The organism is Rhizobium sp. NPDC092011 (assembly GCF_044756305.1).
Taxonomy (GTDB): Bacteria; Pseudomonadota; Alphaproteobacteria; order Rhizobiales; family Rhizobiaceae; genus Rhizobium.
The window spans coordinates 1,230,190-1,250,978 of sequence record NZ_JBIVSO010000001.1 but is presented as its reverse complement, the minus strand read 5'-3'; the positions used below and the strand labels follow the sequence as shown (position 1 = coordinate 1,250,978).

17 protein-coding genes are annotated in these 20,789 nt (G+C 60.3%); 3 read left to right on the top strand and 14 right to left on the bottom strand.

What is annotated here, in order from left to right; genetic code table 11:
- Positions 1–21: 21 nt before the first annotated feature.
- The 7 genes from ACIQJ2_RS05740 to ACIQJ2_RS05710 all read right to left on the bottom strand — a co-directional run bounded on the left by ACIQJ2_RS05740 (position 22) and on the right by ACIQJ2_RS05710 (position 8,264).
- Positions 22–840 carry a class I fructose-bisphosphate aldolase gene (locus tag ACIQJ2_RS05740; RefSeq protein WP_400675573.1) on the bottom strand — a complete coding sequence of 273 codons (819 nt, stop codon included), beginning with the start codon at positions 838–840 and terminating at the stop codon, positions 22–24.
- Positions 837–2,585: an FAD-dependent oxidoreductase gene (locus ACIQJ2_RS05735; protein WP_400675454.1), complete on the bottom strand. Its 1,749-nt coding sequence runs from the start codon at positions 2,583–2,585 to the stop codon at positions 837–839. The genes ACIQJ2_RS05740 and ACIQJ2_RS05735 overlap by 4 nt, the downstream gene beginning before the upstream one ends.
- Before the next feature lie 12 nt (positions 2,586–2,597).
- Positions 2,598–3,593, bottom strand: a complete 996-nt coding sequence (locus tag ACIQJ2_RS05730) for an aldo/keto reductase (protein WP_400675456.1) — start codon at positions 3,591–3,593, stop codon at positions 2,598–2,600.
- Positions 3,590–4,594, bottom strand: coding sequence for a sugar-binding transcriptional regulator (locus ACIQJ2_RS05725; protein ID WP_199151378.1), 1,005 nt, complete (start codon positions 4,592–4,594; stop codon positions 3,590–3,592). The genes ACIQJ2_RS05730 and ACIQJ2_RS05725 overlap by 4 nt, the downstream gene beginning before the upstream one ends.
- A gap of 1 nt (position 4,595) precedes the next feature.
- The gene (locus ACIQJ2_RS05720; protein WP_400675458.1) at positions 4,596–5,585 is read right to left on the bottom strand and encodes an ABC transporter permease; all 990 of its coding nucleotides are present in this window, start codon (positions 5,583–5,585) and stop codon (positions 4,596–4,598) included.
- Positions 5,586–5,613: 28 nt separating this feature from the next.
- Positions 5,614–7,158, bottom strand: coding sequence for a sugar ABC transporter ATP-binding protein (locus ACIQJ2_RS05715; protein ID WP_400675460.1), 1,545 nt, complete (start codon positions 7,156–7,158; stop codon positions 5,614–5,616).
- Positions 7,159–7,232: 74 nt separating this feature from the next.
- The gene (locus tag ACIQJ2_RS05710; RefSeq protein WP_400675462.1) at positions 7,233–8,264 is read right to left on the bottom strand and encodes a substrate-binding domain-containing protein; all 1,032 of its coding nucleotides are present in this window, start codon (positions 8,262–8,264) and stop codon (positions 7,233–7,235) included.
- Between the two features lie 348 nt (positions 8,265–8,612).
- Between ACIQJ2_RS05710 and ACIQJ2_RS05705 the strand changes: the two genes are divergently transcribed.
- Genes ACIQJ2_RS05705 through ACIQJ2_RS05695 form a run of 3 tightly spaced genes read left to right on the top strand, consistent with a single transcriptional unit; the run spans position 8,613 to position 11,930 of the window.
- The gene (locus tag ACIQJ2_RS05705; protein ID WP_400675464.1) at positions 8,613–9,656 is read left to right on the top strand and encodes an amino acid ABC transporter substrate-binding protein; all 1,044 of its coding nucleotides are present in this window, start codon (positions 8,613–8,615) and stop codon (positions 9,654–9,656) included.
- 10 nt (positions 9,657–9,666) lie between these two features.
- Positions 9,667–10,863 carry an amino acid ABC transporter permease gene (locus ACIQJ2_RS05700; protein ID WP_400675466.1) on the top strand — a complete coding sequence of 399 codons (1,197 nt, stop codon included), beginning with the start codon at positions 9,667–9,669 and terminating at the stop codon, positions 10,861–10,863.
- Entirely contained in the window at positions 10,860–11,930 is a 1,071-nt protein-coding gene (locus ACIQJ2_RS05695; protein WP_400675468.1) for an amino acid ABC transporter permease, read from the top strand. Before ACIQJ2_RS05700 ends, ACIQJ2_RS05695 begins: the two co-directional genes overlap by 4 nt.
- Positions 11,931–11,969: 39 nt before the next feature.
- Here ACIQJ2_RS05695 and ACIQJ2_RS05690 read toward each other — a convergent pair whose 3' ends face one another.
- From ACIQJ2_RS05690 to ACIQJ2_RS05660, 7 genes are all read right to left on the bottom strand, one after another.
- Entirely contained in the window at positions 11,970–12,392 is a 423-nt protein-coding gene (locus ACIQJ2_RS05690) for a DoxX family protein (protein ID WP_400675470.1), read from the bottom strand.
- A gap of 886 nt (positions 12,393–13,278) precedes the next feature.
- On the bottom strand, positions 13,279–14,505 hold the full coding sequence (locus tag ACIQJ2_RS05685) for an MFS transporter (protein ID WP_400675472.1): 1,227 nt from the start codon (positions 14,503–14,505) through the stop codon (positions 13,279–13,281).
- 130 nt (positions 14,506–14,635) lie between these two features.
- On the bottom strand, positions 14,636–16,024 hold the full coding sequence (gene lpdA / locus ACIQJ2_RS05680) for a dihydrolipoyl dehydrogenase (RefSeq protein ID WP_400675474.1): 1,389 nt from the start codon (positions 16,022–16,024) through the stop codon (positions 14,636–14,638).
- A gap of 4 nt (positions 16,025–16,028) precedes the next feature.
- Complete coding sequence (locus ACIQJ2_RS05675) at positions 16,029–17,333, bottom strand: dihydrolipoamide acetyltransferase family protein (RefSeq protein WP_400675476.1); 1,305 nt, start codon at positions 17,331–17,333, stop codon at positions 16,029–16,031.
- A gap of 2 nt (positions 17,334–17,335) precedes the next feature.
- A complete protein-coding gene (locus tag ACIQJ2_RS05670) occupies positions 17,336–18,349 on the bottom strand; it encodes an alpha-ketoacid dehydrogenase subunit beta (protein WP_199150768.1) in 1,014 nt (337 codons plus the stop codon).
- Position 18,350: 1 nt separating this feature from the next.
- Positions 18,351–19,583, bottom strand: coding sequence for a 3-methyl-2-oxobutanoate dehydrogenase (2-methylpropanoyl-transferring) subunit alpha (locus ACIQJ2_RS05665; protein WP_199150767.1), 1,233 nt, complete (start codon positions 19,581–19,583; stop codon positions 18,351–18,353).
- A gap of 69 nt (positions 19,584–19,652) precedes the next feature.
- Entirely contained in the window at positions 19,653–20,780 is a 1,128-nt protein-coding gene (locus ACIQJ2_RS05660) for an acyl-CoA dehydrogenase family protein (protein WP_400675478.1), read from the bottom strand.
- Positions 20,781–20,789: the final 9 nt, after the last annotated feature.

Here is a 20,789-nt window from a genome sequence, read left to right as displayed (position 1 = left end):
CCAAGGCCCCAAGTCTTACGATCAGCCGCGCTGATAGAGCGCGAAGGCTTCCTCGCCGCCGACATCGTCATGAATGATCGCCATCAATCCGCGCACGACCGCGCTCGGATTTGCATGCTGATAGATGTTGCGACCGTACACCATGCCCATCGCGCCCTGCCGCATCAAGGCCGCCGACTTCTCGAAGACGTTGCGAAGGTCTTCCTTGCCGCCGCCGCGCACCAGAACCGGGCAACGGGCCGCTTCGACCACCCTATGAAAATCCTCGGCGTTGCTGGTCGGATCGGCCTTGACCACATCGGCTCCCATCTCCCGGGCAAGCCGCGTCAGCGTAACGATCTTGTCCGCGTCGCCATCGACCATATAGCCGCCAGCCGTGTCGACCGGCTGCATGACGAGAGGCTCGATCATCAAAGGCATTCCATATTTGTCGCAGTCGGCCCGAACCCGCGCGATGTTCTGCACGCATTGGCGAAAGAGGTCCGGCTCGTCGGGGAGCATGAACAGATTGACGACGACGCAGGCCGCATCCATCTCGATCGCGCCGATCAGCGGTTCTGCCTCATTCTGCAACACGGCCCACATATTGCGGTGACGTGTGCGGTTATAGGGATTTCCCATATCGACGCGCATGACCAGCGCCGGCTTGTCCCTGGCGGTAAGATCTTGCAACAGGTCGGCCTGACCGTAGTTCATCTGGATCGCATCGGGTGCCGCCGCCACCAGGGCAGAGACGACCGCCGGCATGTCTTCCAGGCCATTGAGGAAAGACGGTTCGTTGCAGACGCCGTGATCGATTGCGACATCAAGGCAGCGGCCGTCATTGAACAGCCGGTTCATCCGGACTTTGCTGTTGTTTCGCATTCCATGCTCCTTTGTTCGTTCCGTTCGGAGAGAGTGCTCTCGGCGACGCCGTGGCGCTCGCGCAAGAGAGTGAGAAAACGGGTTCGCTCGGCGCTGCGCTGCGCCGGGGTCCAGGCCTTTTCCGTCGCCAGCAGATCGAGCACGGCGTCCATCATCTCAGCAGAAAGCGCGCCTGAAATCGCAAGCGTCGTCCGCCGCAACAGAAGATCGTCCAGATGCTCCGCCGCTTCGTTGCGGATGAGGAAAATCAGCTCTCGCTGCGAGTAATCCGCATGCGGCATGGGCAGATCGGGTGCCATGGCAATAAAGCCGGCGATTGCTTCTGCGTGCGTGCCGTAACGGCCGAAAAGCGTCGCCATGCGGCTACCAGGAATTCCCTTTTTGGCGGCCACTTGTGCGATCCAGGCAGCGCGATCCAGCGGGAACCTCCGCCCGCCGCCGATTTCCCGGTCTGCCGTCGAAACGCGACGCTGCTTCCCCAGCCGTTCAAGGGCAATATCGGCGGCAAGCTCGCCGAAGGAGCGAAACGTCGTCCATTTGCCGCCGATCATGCACAATACCGAAGGGTCGCCATCATCCCCATCGACGATCGTACAGAAATGATCGCGCGGGATGCGACCTGTAAAGCTGTCGGTACTCGCCGGCAGAGGACGGACGCCTGAGAACTGGAAGCTGATCTCTTCAGGCCGGATCGTGATCCCTGGCAGAACGAAGGACAGGGACTGCAATATGTAATCCCGCTCATCCGCCTCGCAGCGCACGCTCCCCGGGTCATCGACCCGGATGTCGGTCGAACCCACCAGAACCTTGCCGAGATAGGGAAAGAGGATGCAGATGCGGCCATCCTCATTCTCGTAATAGATCATGTGGCCGGCCAAGGCGTCGTAAAGTGCGGGGTTGTCGATGATGAGATGCGAACCCTTCGTTCCACCCATCAAGGGGGATGTCTGCGCTTCGGGTTTAAGGAGAGCCTCGTTGGTAATGTCGATCCATCCGCCTGTTGCGTTGATGATGAGAGTGGGTTCGATCGTTGCAGATGCTCCGGCGATCGTGTCACGAATGAGATAACGCCCCTCACCCGTTCTCCGGATTTGGGCATAGTTCAGAGCCCGCGCCGTCGATCCCGCAGACAAGCCGTCGTCGAGCAGCTCTGTGCCGAGCCGCTCCGGATGACTGACCCAGGCGTCGTAATATGTCGCCGAACTCCTGATATCGGAACTGAGCGCCGGCCATTTGGCAAGCGTGCCGCTCCGGCCGCGAAACTGATGGCGCGGCATCATGGCCCGCTTGCGCGTCAGGAAATCGTAGATGCTGAGACCGACCTTGATCGCAATCGCACCGCGACGGCTGGGACGGCGGGACAGGCCGAGAAAGCGAACCAGGCCATTTCCCAGGCCTGAGAAAATATCGAAGACCGGCACGGTCGTCGGCAGCGGCGCCACATAATGCGGCGCGTTGCGCAGCAGCCGGTCGCGTTCGGCGAGCGATTCCTGCACCAGCTTGAACTCGCCGTTTTCAAGATAGCGAAGGCCGCCATGCACCATGCGCGACAATGCTGCGCTGGCTCCCGAGCAATAGTCGTGCTTCTCGACGAGGAGCACGTCGAGTCCCTGAAGCGCCAGTTCCCGAAAGGCACTGATGCCATTGATGCCGCCGCCGATGACACACACGTCCACCTTCGGGCTTCGGCGAAGCCCGTCCAACGTTTCTTCACGATTCATGATGGCGATCCGTTACCTGTCCATATCGGTCAGCTTCGCTGAAATGGCTGCCTCGATGGCTGATTGATCATCCGCATCCAGCCGGATGGTCCCGGCCCGAGCGTTGTCGAGCGCCTGCGCAGGATTGCGGGCTCCGCAAAGCGCGAAAGTGACGCCGGGCTGGGTAAGTGTCCAGGCGATGACGACTTGAGCGATACTGGCTTCGTGCCTATCGGCAACGGGTCCGATTGCCTTTGCGAAAGCCTGCGCCTTGTCACGGTTCGAAACGGAAAAGCGAGGATTACCCCGCCGTTGATCGTCACCGGAGAAGATCCGCTCCGGCCCGACGGTGCCGGACAAGAGCCCGAGCGCCAACGACGAATAGCTGAGAGTCGAAATCCCGTTTGCCCGCGTCAACGGCAGCAATTCGCTCTCGATCTCCCGATCGATCATGCTGAAGCGCTCCTGGATGGCATCGAGGCCATCGGCCGCAATATAGGCCTCCAGCTCAAGCGCGCTGACATTGCTGGCGCCGATCGCCCGGATCTTGCCGGATGCTTTTAGGTCCTCAAGCGCCCTAACCGTCTCCTCGATCGGAGTCGTCGGATCCTGCCAATGGGTGATATAGAGGTCGATGTAATCGGTGCCGAGGCGCCGCAGGCTCTCCTCGACTTCGTGGGAAATCGCATCGCGGCCGAGATAACGATGAACCGGCTTGCCGTCCTGATCGAAGAAATGCCTGCCTTTGTCGGTATGCCACACAAGGCCACATTTGGTGGCGATCACGGCCTTGTCGCGACGGCCGGCAAGCGCCTTGCCGACGATTTCTTCCGACCGCCCGAGACCATAGGCCGGTGCGGTATCGATGAGCGTGACGCCAGCATCGAGCGACGCGTGGATCGCCGAGATCGATTCCGTCTCGTCCGTTCCGCCCCACATCCAGCCGCCGATCGCCCATGTTCCAAGGCCGACCGCCGAAGCGACGACACCGGATTTGCCGATCTCGCGTGTCAATTGTTGGCTGCTCATACGTGCTGCCCTTTGCCGTTTGCCAGTGCCAGAACGCGGGCGCCTGTCGCTTCGTCCGTAACCAGCGTATCGAGATGATGGCCACGCATGACGCTGAGGATCGGGCCTGCCTTGTTCGGCCCACTCGCCACACCGATCTTCGTCGGGATCGAAGCGAACTCCGGAAGCGTGAGCGAGACCAGCGATCGGTTGAGGCTGTAATCGCAAACGCGACCTTCGTCATCGAGCAGATGGGCAAGCAATTCGCACGAAGCACCGGAACGCTCTATCGCCGCGCGGTCCGTGCTCGAAGACGGGTGGAGGTCATAATAGCTTGAATCGTCGGAAAGGATGGAGCCGATACCGACGACGGCAATTTTGGCTTCCCGCGCCTGTTTGAACACATCGGCGACGGCGCGCATGTTGATCAGCATGTCGCGCTCGGCCGCACTGTCGGCAAACAGAGGCGCATGGATCTGGAAAGAGTGCCCGCCGAGACGATCCGCCATCAGCGTCGAGACGTGATTGACATCCGTATAGTGCTTGCCCTGAACGCAGCCGGTCGCAGGGATTACCGAGACATCAAAAGGTCGCGGTGCCTGAAGGCCGGCGACGACGGCACTGACGCCCTTGCCGCCGGTAATGCAGATCGTATCGCCATCCGCGATATGTTCGACAAGCAGGCGGGCCGCCGCCTCGCCGACGGCCTGGAGCGCCGTCTGCGGATTGTCCGACACGGTCGGCACCACGATGGCACGGCTGATGCCGCCGAGCGCGAGAAGCTGCTCTTCCATGTCGACCAAGGGCTCGACGGGGGATTTGATCTTGATCTCGACGAGGCCGAGCTGGCGACCGCGCTTGATCAGCCGGTTGACCGTCGCATGCGAGATGCCGAGCTGATCGGCGATCTGAGCCTGCGTCAGACCTTCGAGAAAATGCAGGACGAGGGCTTGGTGCATCTGGCGCGCGATGACGATTTCTTCTCGCGGCGCAGATGGGGCTTTCGGCTTTGCAAGGGGCATGTCAGGCAGCCTTACGCTTGTGAAGGAAATGGTCGATAGAGACGGCGGTCAAGAGAATGCAGCCTTTGATCATGTCCTGCCAATAGACCGAGACATTGAGCAGGATCAACGAACTCGTGACCACCGAGAGAAGCGCGATGCCGAGAATGGCGCCGAGGATCGTCCCAGAACCGCCGCTCAAGGATGCTCCACCGATGACGGCAGCAGCGATGATGTTGAGCTCCATGCCGACGCCAAAAGTCGGCGTCGCAGCACCGAACCGCGACATATAGATCACGCCGGCAAACCCCGACAACGTCGTGCAGAGGACGGTGACCCAGAATTTGACCTGGTTGGTCTTGATCCCGGAATAGAGCGCCGCCTTTTCGTTGCTGCCGGTGTAGAACACCTTGCGGAATGCGGTTGCGCGGCGCAGCAGGAAATCGAAGATGGCGACCACTGCGACGAAGATCAGGATCACATAAGGTATCCCGTAAAACGTGCCCTGCCCGACTGCCTTGAACGAGGGCGGCAGCGTGAACAATGAGAGCGGCGTTCCTTTGGTGATGATGAGGCAAAAGCCTCGAACGATCACCATGGCCGCAAGCGATGTGATGAAATGATTGAGACCGATGACGGTCACGAAGAAGCCCATGGCGCAGCCTATCAGGGCGCTGGCGAGAATGCCGATCAGAGAGGCGCTCCACGGGTCAACGCCCATCAGGAACAATGACCCGGACAGAACCATCGAGAAGCAGACGACCGACCCGACCGAAAGGTCGATGCCGCCGACGATCAGAAGGATGGTCATGCCGACGACGACGATACCCTCGACGGAGAACGACATTAGCATGGCCCTGAAATTGCCAAGCGTCAGAAAGTGTGGCGAGGCAAAGCTCATGACGATGCAGAGTGCGAGAATGATGGCGATCAGCCCCGCTTCCCGCATTGTCCCGAGCTTGCGCCAGGAAGACGTACGCTCCCTCGTCGCGACCAAAGCGTGATCTGTCATTGTCTCATCTCCCGTTTCTGCCCTTTTCTCAGACGGCATGTGTTGATGCCTTCGCTTTGAGGTGTTGCTGCACATCGACACCGGAAGCCAGCCTCATGACCGCCTCCTCCGTCATGGTATCCCCCTCAACCTCCCCCGCGACGGCGCCTTCGCGGATGACGATCGCCCGGTCACACAGACCAAGAAGTTCCTGCAATTCCGATGAGATCACGACGATGCCGATACCGGAACGCGCGAGGTCGCGCAGCAAACGATGAATTTCGGACTTGGCGCCGACGTCGATGCCGCGCGTCGGCTCATCAAGCAGGATTACCTTGGGATCGACCGCCAACTGCTTGGCGATGGCGACCTTCTGCTGATTGCCGCCTGAAAGCGATGAAACCGGCATGTCGATACCGCCCATGCGCACGCCGAGCCGGCGCGCGAGCTCTTCGGCACGCTCGGACTCAGCCTTCGCATTCAACAGCCCGAACTGGCCCGTCAGCGACTTGAGATCGAGAGCGGAGATGTTCTGCGCGATCGACAGATCGAGAAACACACCGGAACCCTTGCGATCCTCGGAGAGATAGACGATCCCGGCGCGAACGGCATCGGCATAGCAAGTCGCTCGAAGCGCCTTGTCATGCAGTCGGATATCGCCTTCCGTCGTCTGGCGCAGCCCGCAAATGCCTTCGGCGATTTCAGTCCGACCGGAGCCGATCAGTCCGCCAATCCCGAGAATTTCCCCCTTGCGCAGCTCGAAGCTGACCTCTTGAAAACGCTTGCCATCGCCAAGATTGCGAACGGACAATACAGTCTCCACGCTGCGTTCGGTGAAGTCCTGCTTTTCCGGATAGAGCTGGGTGATTTCGCGGCCGACCATGCGGCGCACCACATCGTCGGCTGTGATGTCCGACACGCGCTCGGTCGACACGTAGCGGCCGTCGCGAAAGACGGTTACGCGGTCGCAGAGGCTGAAGATCTCAGCCATGCGATGGCTGATGTAGATGATCGATATGCCCTGCTCTTTCAGGTCGTTGATGATGCCGAAGAGCACCTGGGCCTCGGCGACGGTCAAAGCCGCCGTCGGCTCGTCGAAGATCAGGACACGGCAATCGAGCGTGAGCGCCTTGGCGATCTCCACCAGTTGCTGGCTTGAAATCGGCAGCTCGCCGACTTTCTGGCGAACATCGATCGGGGAAAGGCGGTTCATCACCGCCTGGGCCTCCCGTTCCAGCCTGGCAAAATTCATCAATGGAGAGCGGCGCCGGTTCGTCGCCGCCATGAACATGTTTTCGGCAACGGTCGCGTCCGGGCAAAGTGCGATTTCCTGATGGACGAGACCGATGCCCAGGGATTGGGCTGCGGCCGGAGACGCAATCTTGACGGGTGCGCCGTCGATAAGGATCTCACCCTCGGTTGGCTGCAGCACGCCGGCGATGATGTTCATGAGCGTCGATTTGCCAGCGCCGTTTTCACCGCAAAGCGCGTGCACTTCACCTCTTTCGAGCGTGAACTTCACATCCGTCAGTGCCTTGATCGCACCGAAACGCTTGCTGACATTACGTATCTCCAAGACTAGCGCCTGTGTCATGAACATCTCCTCCTTTTCGAACCCTGCGTCGGCTGCCCGAGATGTCTCGCCCCGGACAGCCGACGTTTCAGGTCTTACTCCTCGATGCCCTTCGTGCCGCGACGCTTCAGATACTTGTCCCAGTAGAAGTCATCGGCATTGGCGGCGGTGACGATCGACAGACCGTTGTCGACGAAGGGAATGCTCATCGGGTTGAAGCCGGAGCGCTTGGCGTCGTTCATGGGATCGATCAGCTCCGGATGCTTGGCAAGCCACAGCATCATGAAGCCCATGTAGCCCTGCATGCCCTGGTTCGGATTGATGGAGCCGAAGACTTCGCCGGCCTTGATCATGTCGAGAATGTTGGCGTTGACGTCGGCGCACATGACGAGGATCTTGCCGCCGCTTTCCTTGTTGGCCTGAGCAGCGCCAATTGCGGAGTTCGCCTCCGGCATGAACACGGCATTGAGGTTCGGATGCGCCTGAACCAGGCTCATCAGTCCCTGATAAGCCTTGTTCGGATCCTGGTTCGATGCGGCGCGGCCGACAAGTTTCATCTCTGGATATTTGGTTTCCATGCGGGCGATGAACGCTGCGATGCGCTTGTCGTGGTTGTCCTGACCCGGATTTTCCAGAACCGCATATTCGCCCTTGCCGCCAAGCTTCGCGGCAATCGCGTCGGCCGCGTAGGCGCCTTCGCGCGAATTGTCCGAGGTGATGAAGGAAATGCGCTTTGAGAGAGGCGAGTCCGCCGCAAAGGTGACGACCGCCGTGCCCTGATCGATCGCACGGTTGATCGGCTCGATGAAGGGATCGGAGTTCATCGGATGAACGAGAATTCCGGCCGGATTCTGGGCAAGCGCCTGATCGAACGTGGCGATCTGCTTGTTGACGTCATATTCCGGCGTGCCGGTATACGCAGTCTCGCAACCGAATTGCTTGCCGGCTTGCTTGAACATTTCATAGACCGGGAACCAGTATTCGACGCCCGAAACCATCACGTTCATGACGTATTTTTCACCGGGTTTGCAGCGGAACGGATTATCCGTCTCTGCTGCCGCAGCGGTGGAAACGAATGCCGCCGCAGCCAGGACAGCCATTGCGGTCGTGCTTAGAAAATTGCGCAAGATTCCTCCTCGAGGCCGAAGCCCCTCCCCAAAAAGCCGAGAGCGCGTATCGCGCCTTGTTCGTGAAACCGGGTTTCCTCCTCGAACCCCGGTGAGCGTAGTTAGCGCGACGGGAAACTTCATGTCAATATAATTCACATTGTGAAATATATTTCATGCACTCAGTCTTGAATGGCAACAGAAGAACAGGCGTCAAGTGAGCAAATTGTTTCTTTGGGAGGCTCATCATTAAAGTAATATACCTATTCTATAGATTATAAGCACATAACTTAGAGACGCCCGGGGCCAACTGATCCTCCCAACAATCAACGCCTCGAGCTGGGGACAGGCACTTTCAGGAGAGATTTCATGCAAGCAATTACCAACGTGCACAGGCGCGTGACAGGCGCTATCGCGGCAACGATGATCGCGGCCGCAACACTGTTGCCGAACATGGCAAATGCAGGCCCAACGCTCGACAAGATCAAGGAACGCGGCCTCATCAAGGTCGGCGTCGGAACGACACCGGGCTTCTTCACGCCTGATAGCAACGGCCGCTGGCAAGGGTTCTTCATCGACTTCGGGCGAGCACTTGCCGTGACCGTTTTCAACAATCCGGACAAGGTCGAATTTACCAACTCTTCGCCGCAGCAGCGCCTGCCCGCGCTTCAGTCCGGCGAATTCGACATTCTGCTTTCCGGCGTGACGGAAACCATCACCCGTGCATTCAAGCTCGGCTTCCATTTCGGACCGGTCGTCTTCTATGATGGCCAGGGTCTGTTGGTGCGCAAGGATCTCGGCGTCACCAAGGGTCAGGATCTGGATGGAGCCACGATCGGTATCCAGAGCGGAACGACGGGTGAGCTGAACATCGCCGACTTCTTCCGCAAGACCGGCAAGAAGTTTACACCCGTGACGATCGAGGAAACGGCAGAGTTCACCAAGGCGCTGGATTCGGGCCGCGTCGACGCGTTGACACAGGATTCGACCGATCTTGCGGCCAAACGCACGCAGCTCAAGAAGCCGGACGACTATATCCTGCTGCCGGAGCGACTCTCCAAGGAACCTCTTGCGCCTGCCATCCGCGCGGGCGACGACCAATGGCTGGAAATCGTCAACTGGACGGTCTACGCGACAATCCAGGCCGAGGAATTCGGTATCACCAAGGACAATGTCGATACATTCCTCACCAGCGACGATCCGGCCATCAAGCGCTTCCTCGGCGTCGATCCTTCCCTCGGCCAGGCAATCGGCCTCGATCCGAAATTCGCCTACAATATCATCAAGGCGGTCGGCAATTACGGGGAAATATTCGAGCGCAATGTCGGCAAGGGTACACCCCTCAATTTCGACAGGGGTCTCAATCAGCTCTGGACCAAAGGTGGCCTGATCTATTCGCCGCCTTTCCGTTGAGACGGGCTCGATGGATCAGCTGCAGATGCATTCCCGTCACTCGGGGTCGGGCTTTTCGAAGCCCGGCCCCCTTCGCCGTTTTCGCCTCTGGCTTGGCCCTGCTCCCGCGGCGCAATTGGCCGTTCTTTTGACCTTGGGCACAGTGCTCTGGTATTTTGGCGACAACATCGTCGCCACCATGCATCGGCTCGGCATCGAGCCCGGTTTCGCTTTCCTGTCGCAGCGTGCGAATTTCGAAATCGGCGAGAGCCTGATCGCCTATTCCTCGTCTGACAGCTATGGACGGGCGCTGCTCACCGGGCTTGTCAATACGATCTATGTTGCATTCGTCGGCTGCATCATCGCGACAGTGCTTGGCACCGCACTCGGCGTTGCGCAGATGAGCCGCAACCTCGTTCTGACATCGGCTGTCCGCTTTTATGTCGAGATCTTTCGCAACACGCCGCTCTTGCTGCAGCTTTTCCTGTGGAGCGCGATCTTTCACAATCTTCCAGCCGCCAGGCGAGCAACGGAGATAGCGGGTGCCTATCTCAGCAACCGCGGCGTCTATATTCCGAAGCTCGTGCTTGTCGGAAACACTCCGGCCGTCAGCATCGGCCTGGCCCTGTTATGTGGCCTTGTCGTCGTCGCCATATTGCAGCGCCTCCTTCTCGGCCGCCCCTTCTATGCCACTCAGATCGGCGTTGCGGCCGTCATTGCTGCAGCAGCGACTTTTTGGCTTACCGGCGGTGCCGTCGATCTCGATCTGCCGATCAAAGGCGGCTTCAACATATCGGGCGGGCTATCGCTAAGTCCTGAATTCGCCGGGCTACTGGCCGGTCTGGTTTTCAACTCGGCGGCGACCATTGCCGAGATCGTGCGCGGCGGGATCCAGTCGGTGCAAGGCGGACAATGGGAAGCGGCTCGATCGCTTGGTCTGCGACCCGGCCACATCGTGCGCCTCATCGTTCTCCCACAGGCATTGCGGGTGATAACGCCGCTGATGACGTCGAGCTATCTCGATCTGACGAAGAATTCCAGCCTCGCCGTTGCGATCGGCTATCCGGATCTGGTGAACGTCGGCAACACGACCGCCAATACCACCGGACAGACGCTCGAGGCGATTGCGATCATCGCGGGGGCTTATCTGACGCTCAACCTGATCGTCTCTCTCGGCATGAACCTCTTCAACAGGCGCATCACGCGGACGGGGAGTCAGCGTCAATGAGTGAATTGCAGATCGGCCTCTCCAAATGGCGTCGACGGCAGATTTCCAAAGGTCTCTTCGACAACTGGCCGAACGCCGTCATATCAATCATCAGCCTCGCAATCCTGCTTTGGATGGCAGCTCCTCTTTTGCGCTGGGCAGGCAGCGCCGCGATCTGGAGCGGAGCCGGCACTGATTGCAGCGCAGAGGGCGCAGGCGCCTGCTGGGCGTTCATCGCTGCCAAGTTCCGTTTCATTGTTTTTGGATTCTATCCCCCAGTATTGCAGTGGCGACCTGCACTCGCGATCGTCTGTATTCTTGCGTTGCTTTTCATATCGGCCGATCCGAGATCCTGGGGTTTCAAGCTTCTGATATTCTGGCCGATTGCGCTGCTGTTAGTCTGGCTTCTCATGGCGGGTGTCGTGGTTTCTCCGCCTGTGCCGACCAATCAATGGGGTGGGCTTCCGATCACGCTCCTTGTGTCGGTCATCGGCCTTGCAACTGCTTTTCCGGTCGCGTTGCTTCTCGCCTTGGCACGCCGTTCGTCAATGGGCATCCTGCGCGTGCTTGCCGTGACGTTTATTGAATGCTTGCGGGGTATCCCGCTTATTGCCGTCCTATACGTTGCCATGTTGATCCTGCCGATGGCCCTGCCGAACGGCGCTTTGCTCGACAAGCTGCTGCGGGCCCAAATCGGCATTACGCTGTTCGTCTCCGCCTATCTTGCGGAGGTAATCCGCGCCGGCTTGCAATCGATACCTCCGGGCCAGCTCGAGGCCGCTTATTCTCTTGGTCTCGGATACTGGCGCACGACCCAGCTTGTCGTTCTCCCACAGGCTCTGAGAGCGGTCATTCCGGCAATCGTCAATCTCTCGATCGGAATTTTGCTCAACACCTCGCTATTGGCCGTCATCGGCATTTCGGACCTGTTGAACACGGGCAAGATCGCAGCAACCGATCCCCTATGGCTCGGCTTCTACACCGAGGCCTACGTCTTCACCGGCGCGATCTATTTCGCGATCAGTTTTGCTGCGTCTCGGTACAGTCTATGGCTGGAGCGCCGGCTCGCTGCGGGAAAAACGCATTAGAATTAGGCGCGGCGCCTCAACCGGTACGACGCAGGACGCTCACGCCCTGGCTGGCCCACCGACCCTCAAGGCAAGCACGTTGCCTGGCCCATGCACGGCGGCAAAAAACAGGCCCGCCAGGAAGGTGAAATGGTCGACGAAGAAACCAAACTCCGCCTGGTTGGCGGCCCAATGCGTCGGACCGTGAAAGGAAAACCCAAGGAAGACGACATAGGCGGCTGCGACAATTGCCGCCGGGGTAAAGAAAGCACCGGTGAGGAAAGCGATAACCAGCAGCACTTCCAGGATTGCGGCGCACCAACCCAGAAATAGCGGGAGCGGAAAACCCGCAGCCGCGATGTAGGTGGCTGTAGCCCCCATATCCATGAATTTGAACGAGACCGCCATCAGAAAGACGGCAGCAAAGATCAGACGAGCGATGAGAATGGCGGCAGTCTGCCAAGCCGATTGAGCATTTTCCACGATGTTCCTCCAAATTGAAGCTGTTGATGCTGCAAGGACGACGGAGAAAGAGCGGTTCCGACATCCAGGCCGGGATTTTTTTCAAGTTGCACAAGCGCTCCTTGGAGAGCCGCCAGCTCGCTCATTGTTGAGCCGCCCCAGGTCGAGAAAACAAGGCCGACGTCTGGCTCTCCAGGGCCATCGAGCCAGCGGTGGCGGGTCCCCAGCACGCCTCATCAACCTCTCGATTCCACATCAATATGGAAAGCATCTGCCATGTCGAATTCACGCCCATTTTAGTGGTTGACAAATACTAAGCCGATCTTATCATTAGGGTGCTGAATTAGATTGACCTCCAGTCCAGCGAAAGGCGGCCCAGTTTTTCCCTAGACTGGACCGCTTTTGCTTTTGTGGCGATGTTGGACACGTCTGCGTGCCGCTGGTGGTCCGCGCTGCTCGCGACACCTAAAGCGCGTCGCGATCTCTAAGATTCGCTTCACGCGCTTTAGCTCTTTGATTTCACGCATGTCGCAGCCGCAAAACCGCTGCACACTTTTGCGCGACATGCTCTAAAATGACGGCCGGGCTATGCCGTCACAAGCGGTGAAACTTCATGGAGGGGATAAGCGTCCGACGACAATGGTGAGGCATGGTTATCGCCGTCGGACACTGTACAGTCCCGGCCCGAGGTGGCATCCAGGCCGGCGTTGGGAATATTAGCACTTACAACGAGCTTAACGACCTGCCCGTATGGGCAGGACTGCTTTGGATCCGAGCCCACCTGCTCTCTGCGATGATCCGTGACAACGGGACGATTGCATAAGAGGTGCTACCGCACGTTCTCTCCGAACTCGAAAGAAACAAGAAGGCAGAGATTGCGTTAGAATTCCAGGACAGCTGGAGAAGCTTAGATTGCATCTGGCAATTGCTGCAATTTCGGCACGCTGGATCCGACGATGACCAGCAGCTGAATGGCAAAGCACCCGGCCGCAGCGAAGAGACATGCCGTCACTCCGGCATGCGCGGCAATGGCAGCGCCCATGGCGGCGCCAAGCGGCCGTGCTCCGAGGGTCGCCGTCATGACAAAAGCCGAAACGCGCCCGAGCATGGCATTGGGTGTCACCGCCTGTCGAAGCGTCATCGTCGAAATCGCCCACAGGATCGGTCCGGCGCCAAAGAGAAAGAAGCTCAGGCCGGCAATCCAGACCGAGGGCAGCCACAAGGTCAGCAGCATTATCAATGCGGCGCCGAAGCCTCCGATCGGCCCAAGCAGGATGGTGGTGCCGAACGATACCCGGCGAGCCAGCGCTGGCGCCATCAACGCGCCAACGATCATACCTCCGCCATAGATGCCGAGCGTGATCCCGACCTCGGTAGCCGTCAAGCCGAGATCCTGCACTGCATAAGCGACATAGATCGCCTGGAGAACGAACCAGCCGATATTGAAGAAAACGGCGGTGACGAGAATCGGCCGCAAGAGATCGTGACGCAGAACAAACCCGGCCCCTTCTTTGAGATCATGAAGCAGGTCGCGTTTCTGCTTGGCTAAGACCTCGTCCCGGGGAAGACCGGCGAGGCAGAATACAGCCAAAAGCGAGAGCGTAGTCGCCAGCACATAGGCAGTCGGCGCCCCGGTCCAGCCGACAAGAGCGCCACCCAGCGCCGGGCCTGCCGTGAACGCGGCGCTGCGGGCAAGCTCGAGCCAGCGATTGGCATCCGAAAGCTGCGCCCGAGGCACCTGAGAGGCGACCAGCGCCGGCGCAGCGACGCTGAAACATACCGTGCCGATCGCCCCGACAAAGCCGAGAGCTGCGAGTAACGGCAGGTTCATTGCGCCGAGTAACAGCAGAGCAACAATCGCTGCCAGCGACAAGGCGCGCAGCAGCTCCGATGCCACCATCAGCTTGCGTCGCGACGCATGATCGACGACGAGACCGGCCGGAATGGAAAGCAGGAGGAACGGTAGCGTCTGGGCGGTCTGCAGCCATCCTGTTTCGGAAGGCCCTGCGGACAGGAGCAAGACGGCTGCGAGCGGCGCTGCCGCAAGCGCAATCTGTTCGGAGAATTGCGCAAGCAGATTGGACCAACCGATGCGGCGGAACGCATCGGAAAAAGATGGAACGGAGCTATTCACGGAGATCCTCGTTGACGTGGTTTCGCCAACAAGGTTGATCCATTCTCAGGCTGAAACCACCCGTTTCCTGCCCTTCTTCATCTCCGCAACACGCGCCTACCGCTCCCCTCACCGGCGCCTATAAACTGACTCAGATGTGAAGGGCGTGGCCGAGCGCTTTCAATGCGGCCTCCTGCAGGCTTTCGCTGCGTGTCGGATGAGCATGGATGGTGCCTGCGATGTCCTCCAATCGCGCGCCCATTTCAAGTGCCAGGGAAAAGGCACTTGAAAGCTCCGAGACGCCGGCGCCGACAGCCTGAAGACCGAGAACCAGATTGGTGTCCGTACGCGCCACCGCACGGACGAAACCGTCCTCCGACTGGGTCGTCATCGCGCGGCCATTGGCGCTGAGCGGGAAGAGACCGACGCGAACTTCGTAGCCCTGAGAGCGCGCCTCGTCGGGCGAGAGGCCCGCAGTGACGATCTCCGGATCGGTGAAGCATACGGCCGGGATGGCGCGCTTGTCCCAGACACGTTTGCGACCCGCAACGATCTCGGCAACCATCTCACCTTGCGCCATGGCGCGATGCGCAAGCATCGGCTCGCCGGTGACGTCACCGATCGCGTAGACGCCACGCATGGAGGTGCGGCAACGCTCGTCGATACGGATGAAGCGGCCGGCGCGATCGAGATCGAGTTCTTCTAGACCCCAACCTTCGGTGCGCGGCTTGCGGCCAACAGTCACGAGCACCTTGTCAGCGGCTATTCGCTGCTCCTCGCCGGTGGCTGTCTCGATCACCAAAGCCTCCCCGAAATAACTCCTTGCCTTTGCGCCGGTCAGCACCTGTACGCCAAGTTCATTGAGGCGCTTGGCAACCGGCTTGACGAGCTCGGCATCATATTGCGGCAGGATCTGAGGTGTTGCCTCGACCACAGTGACCTCAGAACCCAACTTCGCAAAGGCAGTCCCGAGTTCAAGGCCGATATAGCCGCCACCGACGACGGCAAGCTTGGCCGGAACGCTTGTCAGCGACAGCGCTTCGGTGGACGAAAGGATTGCGCCGCCGAAGGGCAATGATGGCAGTGCGACCGGTTCGGAGCCCGTGGCGATGACAACTGTTTCGGCACGGATGACCTGGGTCCCCGTCTCGGTTTCGACCTCGACCGTCTTGCCATCTCGGAATTTCGCCTGGCCGTGCACGATCTTGACCTTGGCCTTGCGCAGGAGGCCTAGCACGCCGCTGTTCAACCGACCGACGATGCCGTCCTTCCAGCGAATGGTCTGAGCGAGATCGAGCTTCGGCGCCTCGACCGTGATGCCGAGCGCATTGGGGCTGGTCATGTGGCGGACCTTCTCGAACTCTTCGGCCGCATGGATGAGCGCCTTCGACGGGATGCAGCCGATATTCAGGCAGGTGCCCCCGGCTTTCGTCGATTCGACGATGACCGTGTCGACACCGAGCTGGCCGGCACGGATGGCGCAGATATAGCCGCCGGGGCCGGCGCCGATGACGAGGAGCTTGCAGACGATTTCTTTCATGTCATCAGCCTTCGATGAAGATCAGTGCGGGGGTTTCGAGCAGCGCCTTGATCCGCTGGACGAAGACAGCCGCATCCCAGCCGTCGACGATCCGATGGTCGAAGCTCGACGACAGGTTCATCATCTTGCGCGGAATGAACTGTGTGCCGTCCCAGACCGGCCGGGTCATGATCTTGTTGACGCCTACGATCGCCACCTCCGGATGGTTGATGATCGGCGTGGTAACGATGCCGCCGAGCGCGCCGAGCGAAGTGATGGTGATGGTGGAGCCGGACAGCTCCTCGCGCGCGGCGGTGCCGTTGCGGGCGGCATCGGCGAGGCGCGTAAGCTCGGCGGCAACATCCCAGATCGACCGCGCCTCGGCGTGCCGGACGACAGGCACCGTCAGACCGGATGGCGTTTGCGTGGCGATACCGATGTGGACGGCACCGTAGCGGGTGACCACACCGGCATCATCGTCGAAAGTGGCATTGACGCCAGGCTGCTCGCCAATCGTCTTAACCAGCGCCCGCATCAGGAAAGGCAGGATCGTCAGCTTCGGCTGGTCGGACTTGCGCCCGGCATTCATCGTTGCGCGCAGATCCTCAAGGTCGGTAACGTCGACCTCCTCGACATAGGTGATGTGAGGAATACGCGAGCTTGCAAGACGCATCTTCTCGGCGATGCGACGGCGCAAGCCGGTTATCTTGATCTCCTCGACATCGGTCTTCCGCGCGGGACCTGTGGCAACAGCGGCGGCCGGCTGTGCGCCGCGCGCGATAAACTGCTCGAGGTCTTCATGGCCGATACGCCCGGCCGGACCGGTGCCGATAACCTGACGCAGATCGACGCCAGCCTCCTGAGCGCGCAAACGTACGGCGGGAGAAGCCAGCGGCCGTTCTGCCGGTTCGCGAGCGGCGGGGCGCTCCGCGATCTTTTCCGGCTGAATGATCTTGGTCTCAATGGCCGGTCTGGCCGGCGGCGACGCGGCCGGTTTGGCATCGGCAAGCTTGTCTTTGGCCGGCTCGACCTTCGGGGCTGGTTCCATCGCGGCGGGAGAAGCCACTTCGGCTTCTCCCCCATCCTCTCCGGCGATCTGGATACGAAGGAGCGGCGCCTTGACAGCGACCGTGTCTCCGACTTCGGCGCCAAGCCAAAGCACGACGCCCTCGACAGGAGACGGGATTTCCACCGTCGCCTTATCGGTCATGACGGCTGCGAGCACCATGTCCTCGCGGACCGGATCGCCAGGCTTGACGTGCCATTCGACAAGTTCCGCCTCGGCCACACCTTCACCCACATCGGGCATCTTGATGACGAATTCACCCATCTTCAGCCCTCCATCACTTCTTTCAACGCCCTTCCCACACGGGCGGGACCGGGGAAATAGTCCCATTCCTGGGCGTGCGGATAAGGCGTGTCCCAACCGGTCACGCGCACGATCGGCGCCTCGAGACTGTAGAAGCAATATTCCTGAACCAGCGAGGCGATTTCGCCACCGAAGCCCGAGGTCAACGTTGCCTCATGCACGACGACGCAACGGCCGGTCTTCTTCACCGACTGGACGATGGTATCGAGGTCGAGCGGCAGAAGACTGCGCAAATCGATCACCTCGGCATCGATCCCCGTTTCTTCCGCTGCGGCGAGCGCCACATGCACCATCGTGCCATAGGCGACAACGGTCACTGCACTGCCAGGCCGGCGGATTTCCGCCTTACCGATCGGGATCGTATAATGCCCTTCGGGGACCTCGCCGAGGTCGTGTTTCGACCAGGGCGTGACCGGCTGCTCGTGATGGCCGTCGAAAGGACCGTTATAGAGCCGCTTGGGTTCAAGGAACATCACCGGGTCCGGGTCCTCGATCGCCGCGATCAGCAGGCCCTTGGCGTCGTAGGGGTTGGAGGGCACGATCACCTTCAGACCGCAGACATGGGTGAACAGTGCTTCCGGGCTCTGGCTATGCGTCTGTCCACCGAAAATACCGCCGCCCGTCGGCATGCGTACGACGATCGGGCAGGTAAAATCGCCATTGGAGCGATAGCGGATACGCGCCGCCTCCTGGGTGATCTGGTCGTAGGCCGGGTACATATAATCGGCAAACTGAATTTCGACGCAAGGCTTCAGGCCATACGCGGCCATGCCGATTGCGGTGCCGAGAATGCCGGATTCATTGATCGGCGCATCGAAGCAACGGGTCTTGCCATACTTTGCCTGCAGCCCCTGCGTGGCGCGAAAGACGCCGCCGAAATAGCCGACGTCCTCGCCGAAGACGACGACATTGTCATCCCGTCCCATCGAGACGTCCATGGCGCTGCGCACCGCCTCGATCATTGTCATTCTTGCCATGTCAGTATCCTGCCTTCTGCCGCTGGCGGCGGATATGAGCGGGCATTTCCGCATAAACGCCCTCGAAAATATCCCGTACAGACGGCTTGCCGCCGGCATGGAGCGTGCCGTGGCTTTCGGCCTGCTTCTGTGCCTCGATGACCTCATCAAGCACTTCCGCCTCCGCCTGAGCGTGGCGCTCCTCCGACCAGACGCCGCGCACGATGAGGTGCTTCTTGAGCCGCAGCACCGGATCGCCGAGGGGCCAGGCTTCGGACTCGGTTTTCGGGCGATAGGCGCTCGGATCATCCGATGTGGAGTGGGCGCCGACACGGTAGGTGACATATTCGATCAGTGTCGGGCCGAGGTTATGCCGGGCACGCTCGGCGGCCCACTTGGCGACGGCATAAACCGCCAGATAGTCGTTGCCATCAACTCGCAGCGCCGGGATGCCGAAGCCGAGGCCGCGGGCGGCAAAGGTGCCGGAGCCGCCGCGGGCAATGCCCTGGAAGGTCGAGATCGCCCACTGGTTGTTGACGATATTGAGGATAACAGGCGCCTTGTAGGTGGAGGCGAAGACCAATGCGGAATGGAAGTCGGATTCGGCGGTCGAGCCGTCACCGATCCAGGCGGCCGCGATCTTGGTGTCATTCTTGATGGCCGAAGCCATGGCCCAGCCGACGGCCTGAACGTATTGAGTGGCCAGATTGCCGGAGATGGTGAAGAAGCCATGGTCTTTCGACGAATACATGATCGGCAGCTGCCGGCCACGCAGGGGATCCGCCTCGTTCGAGTAGATCTGGTTCATCATCTCGACCATCGGGTAATCGTCGGCGATCAGAAGTCCTGCCTGCCGATAGGTCGGGAAATTCATGTCCCCCTTGTTCAACGCCTTGCGGAAGGCGGAACTGACCGCTTCCTCGCCCAGATGCTGCATGTAGAAGGACGTCTTGCCCTGCCGCTGTGCCATCAGCATGCGGGCATCGAAGGCCCTGAGCTTCATCATATTGCGCAGGCCGGTCAGCAGTTCCTCATCGGAGAGAAGTCCGGCCCACGGACCGACCGCCTCGCCATCGCGGTTGAGAACGCGGATGATGGAATAGGCAAGATCGCGGATTTCCTCCGGCGCCACGTCGATCGCCGGCCGCGGCACAGACCCGGCTTTCGGGATCTTGACGGTGGAGAAATCCGGCTGGCCACCGGGCCGAACCGCTGGCTCGGGGACGTGCAGGCTCAGATTTGGAACCTCGTTCATGCCCTGTCATACCTCCATTGTCGATCGTGCCGCCGATTGCTCCCCACGGCGAACACGATCCCAGACATTCTACAAATTGCGTGCGATAACGATGCGCTGAACGTCGCTCGTTCCCTCGTAAATCTGGCAGATGCGAACGTCGCGATAGATGCGCTCCACCGGATAATCCGCCATGTACCCATAACCGCCATGGATCTGGATGGCGTCGGAGCAAACCTTTTCGGCCATTTCCGACGCGAACAGCTTGGCCATCGATGCTTCGGTAAGGCAGGGTTGCCCCTCCTCCTTCAGCTGGGCCGCATGCAGCACCATCTGACGCGCCACCTCTATCTGCGTCGCCATGTCGGCGAGCCTGAAGGCAACCGCCTGGTGATCGATGATCGGTGAACCGAAGGCCGTGCGCTCGCGGGCATAGTCGCGCGCAGCCTCGAAAGCCGCACGCGCCATGCCGACGGATTGCGATGCAATGCCGATACGCCCGCCCTCCAGATTGGATAGGGCAATCCTGTAGCCGTCGCCCTCTTCCCCGAGCCTTTGATCGGCAGGGATGCGCATGCCGGTAAAGGCAATCTGACATGTGTCGGACGAGTGGAGGCCGAGCTTGTGCTCGACGCGCACGACCTCGTAGCCGGGCGTGTCGGTCGGCACGATGAAGGCCGAAATGCCTTTCTTGCCGGCTTCGGGATCAGTGACGGCGAAGACGATGATGACATTACCATTCTTGCCCGAGGTGATGAACTGCTTGGCGCCATCGATGACATAGTGATCGCCGTCGCGGCGAGCCCGGGTCTTCAGGTTAGAGGCGTCGGAACCGGCCTGCGGCTCGGTGAGCGCAAAACCGCCGATCCATTCCCCGCTTGCAAGCTTCGGCAGGAAACGCTGCTTCTGCTCTTCCGTGCCGTATTTCAGGATCGGCACGCAGCCGACCGAGCTGTGCACGCTCATGATGGTGGAGCAAGGGCCGTCACCGGCGGCGATTTCCTCCAGCGCCACGGCATAAGCGATCACGCCAGTTTCCGAACCGCCATAGGCTTCGGGCACGAGCATGCCGAGAAAACCGAGTTCCCCCATCTCCTTGAGTTCCTCGCGAGGGAAGCGGCTCTTCTCGTCGCGCTCGGCCGCGCCCGGAGCCAGCCGCTCGCGGGCAAAATCCCGCGCCATGTCGCGGATCTGAATCTGGTCTTCGCTCAGGATCATAGTCCGGTC